This window comes from Candidatus Liberibacter sp. (genome assembly GCF_014048425.1).
Classification (GTDB): Bacteria; Pseudomonadota; Alphaproteobacteria; order Rhizobiales; family Rhizobiaceae; genus Liberibacter.
Genome location: NZ_JACETX010000065.1, coordinates 1 through 3,864, shown reverse-complemented (window position 1 = coordinate 3,864; position 3,864 = coordinate 1). Strand labels below are relative to the sequence as shown.

Genomic DNA, 3,864 nt, shown 5'->3' with positions numbered 1-3,864 from the left:
GCACGACTCCCCCCAGTTTTAGCTGGGATAGCCCAAACTTCAACTTCCGGATCGGCAGAAAGCATATTAGAAAATATCTTAAAGCCCGAACCTGCAAAATTATCTGTAATATTCTTTATAATAATAGGATTTCGTAAATCAGGTCTATCTGAGCCATATTTTCGAATAGCATCATCATAGCGAATCCGAGGAAACTGCGGTGTCACTTTCTTTCCATTTGCAAATTCTTCAAAAACACCGCGTAAAATTGGCTCCATGGTTTTTAAAACATCTTCTTGCTCAACAAAACTCATCTCAACATCAAGCTGATAGAATTCTCCAGGCAACCTATCTGCCCTAGGATCTTCGTCTCGAAAACAAGGAGCAATTTGAAAATAACGGTCGAATCCAGAAGCCATCAGCAATTGCTTATACTGCTGCGGCGCTTGTGGAAGAGCAAAAAAAAGTCCTCCATTCACTCTACTAGGGATAAGAAAATCCCTAGCCCCCTCTGGAGAAGAAGCAGTCAAAATTGGCGTAGAATACTCAAGAAAATTAACCTCACTCATGCGACGTCGCATAGAAGCAATAATCTGCGTACGCTTAACAATATTCTTATGCAAAGTATCACGACGCAAATCAAGAAATCGATATTTAAAACGAATATCTTCAGGATATTCTGGCTCACCAAAAACTGGTAACGGGATTTCCTGTGCCACAGAAATAATCTCTATTTCCTGCGCACATAACTCAATCTCACCCGTTATCATGCCAGGATTGATCGTCTCCTTAGTTCTAGACTTCACCACGCCATCAACGCAAAGAACCCATTCACTTCGCACAGATTCAGCGAGACTAAATCTAGAAGAATCAGGATTTACAACAATCTGCGTAACACCATAGTGATCACGCAAGTCAAAAAAAAGCACGCCCCCATGATCCCGAACACGATGTACCCAACCGGAGAGACGTACAATAGATCCGGCATCAGAACTTCTTAAATCACCACAAGAGTGAGTACGGTAACGATGCATAATACACTACCAATCAAAAAACAACCCGAAATCCTGTTTTCTTCAATATTCAAGCCAAAATAAATTTCACAAAGAAACCATAGCTAACAGCATGCACTGAGTCAAATTTCGTTCGGAATATTCATGACAATCTTTATGATATTTTGGCGAAAAATAACTTGTAATAAATCCTTGTTTTGATGAATCATAATGTGCCAAATATATCAAACAATAAAATTAGCAATCAATCGCATAATTTTCCTGTAAATTCTTGTTCTTTAAAATCAAACTCTTTAGTTTCCCATTGACTCTATGGAACATCATTCCCAAAAACGCATTTTTTTATTTCTGCAAGAAATGGTTTTTACACGATTATCTACTGAGGCTATAAATGCCATCCGCTTATGAATGAGATAAGAGCAAAAATAAATTGCGGCTCATTTTTGAGTTGCGAGACAATCTTCCTCAACACTACACAAAAATTCTTACAAATCTTTTTCTGTAAGATTTTTCTTTTTTTGGGATACGTATCCATCTCATCCCTACTCAAAAATACCACAATACACATTACTCCTAATGGAGACTTGAAATCCCGTGATTAGTGTTTTTAAATAGATTGGCCTCCTTAATAAAGAATTTCTTGAGAAAATTCAAAACTTATGGATTACTAAAACCCTGAAAATTCATGATTATTATCCCTATTCGCATATAATCAAAGATATTTCCCTGAAAAATACTCGCTGACATAAACAGACTTCCTATGAACGGAATAGTCCGGCAAGCGCAATCACCACGACGCGAAGTCCATCTTCTATTGTAAGAGCCTTGTTCTGCAGGATATATGGCTTCACACAGCTTGCAAGCTATGCACCTTTTCCTCATCATTAGGATACCGACGAAGTGCATGCCCCCTCTAAAACGAGAACTTAATGGTCCTTTTTCAAAAGGATCATTAATCGTAAACCTTAGGCTTAAAAAGATAACGCATTGAAAGACAAAAAAGCAGGCGCGTAATCACCAAATAGATTTCTTCATTTCCACTTCATCCTCCTTCAATTTCGTGGGAGCGAAAAATATTTTGATAGCAGCTCTGTTTTCCCTGATGGTAGTCACGTCTTTAAGATTTTTCTGAACCTTTGCGATTATACCGAAAATACACTTTGCTATAGTCTCTCTACGAGAAATAATTCGTCGACAAGAATACGGATCATTTCCAATCTATTTTTCGTGATGACAGCTATCCCCTACTTCTTCGGCTATATTCTCATTAAAAGCATACTTAACCACATGCTATTTCATGACTTTTCGAAGACAATTAAGAATTTAATAAGGTTTTGAGACGCCAATATCTTTGGCCATCCCATTTAATAATAAGTCAATCCGTCTGGGACATAAATTAAGGGCGAAATTAAAAATAAAACAGAGTTTGGTCTCTTCATAGATCCAGACGATAATTTAGACGGGATGACACATCTTTCTGAATATATAATACATATGGCAAGAGGAGACTTCCAAACACGCCCAACAAGATGATTTCCTTCTCTCATCTTCCTATTCTAGCAAAGAGAAAAAATGCCTATTTAATATGCGAAATTTAATTACCAATACACGGCAAAATAGCTTTACTCTTTATTGTATAATCATATACACTTGACTTCCATTCTAGATACATGTTGAATAATAACATTATTTATCAAACACTTAAATAGAAATAAGGTTTTATAAATATTTTATTTAGACTATAATCAAATTAAGATATCTTGTTCATAAAAATTTAATTTTAAATATTTCAAAAGGAATTTTTTCATATATATTACTTATCTTTATATTATCATTTTCGAAAACAATATGATATGGGTTTCATTCGGAAAATAAATTTATGTCAAAGATCATTACTTCTACCATCTCTCTAGAGAGAGCCTGCTCCGATCTAGCCAAATCTGAGTTCATAACCGTTGATACCGAATTTTTACGCGACAATACTTTTTGGCCTCAATTATGCCTCATACAGATGGCCAGCCCATCCATGGAGTTTCTGGTAGATCCTTTATCTACCAACATTGATCTCAGTCCTTTTTTTGATTTGATCTCTAATCCTTCCATAATAAAGGTCTTTCACTCGGCACGGCAAGATATTGAAATTATATTCCACATGTGCAATCGAATCCCTACACCAATATTTGATACCCAAATCGCAGCCATGGTTTGTGGTTTTAAGCAATTCATTTCTTATGACCATCTCGTATTAAAAATTACAGGACATAAAATTGATAAGTCATTACGTTTTACGAAATGGAATAAGAGACCACTTTCTCCTCAACAAATAGGTTACGGATTAGCAGATGTTACCTATCTCCGAGAGGTCTATCTCAAATTAAAAAACGAACTCCAGAACAACGGTCGCACTGAATGGATCAAGGAGAAAATCCATATCTTAATAGATCCAAAAACTTATGACATATCTCCTGATACCGCTTGGGAGAAATTTAAAATGAATTTTAAAAAACCTCAGGAATTATCTATTCTGAAGTACATAGCAACTTGGCGTGAGAATGAAGCACGATCGCGCAATGTACCACGCAACAGGATTCTCAAAAATGAAATCCTGTTCGAAATTGTCCAAAAGAAACCAAAAAGCCTTCAAGACTTAGAAGATTTTCGCACCATCCACCGTGAATGGATAAAATCTCCTCACAGTGCTAAAATTATACAAATAGTAAAAACCGCATTGGCACTGCCCATTGATAAAATGCCTAAGCCTTCTTCTTGCCAGAAAAAATCCTTGATAAAAGCCAGCGCGCGCACTGACCTTTTAAAGGTGCTCTTAAATTTTGTTTGTGAAAAACATGGGGTAACATCCAACCTAATTGTG

2 protein-coding genes and 1 pseudogene are annotated in these 3,864 nt (G+C 36.3%); 1 reads left to right on the top strand and 2 read right to left on the bottom strand.

The window, feature by feature from the left end; genetic code table 11:
- Both aspS and H0G72_RS05605 read right to left on the bottom strand, forming a co-directional pair.
- A partial coding sequence (gene aspS, locus H0G72_RS05610; RefSeq protein ID WP_182017791.1) for an aspartate--tRNA ligase occupies positions 1 to 1,013 on the bottom strand: 1,013 nt, incomplete at its 3' end.
- Between the two features lie 741 nt (positions 1,014 to 1,754).
- Positions 1,755 to 2,019, bottom strand: a pseudogene (locus H0G72_RS05605) (hypothetical protein); the annotation flags it as partial.
- A gap of 852 nt (positions 2,020 to 2,871) precedes the next feature.
- Here H0G72_RS05605 and rnd point away from each other — a divergent pair.
- The coding region (gene rnd, locus H0G72_RS05600; protein WP_182017790.1) for a ribonuclease D at positions 2,872 to 3,864 on the top strand (993 nt) is incomplete at its 3' end.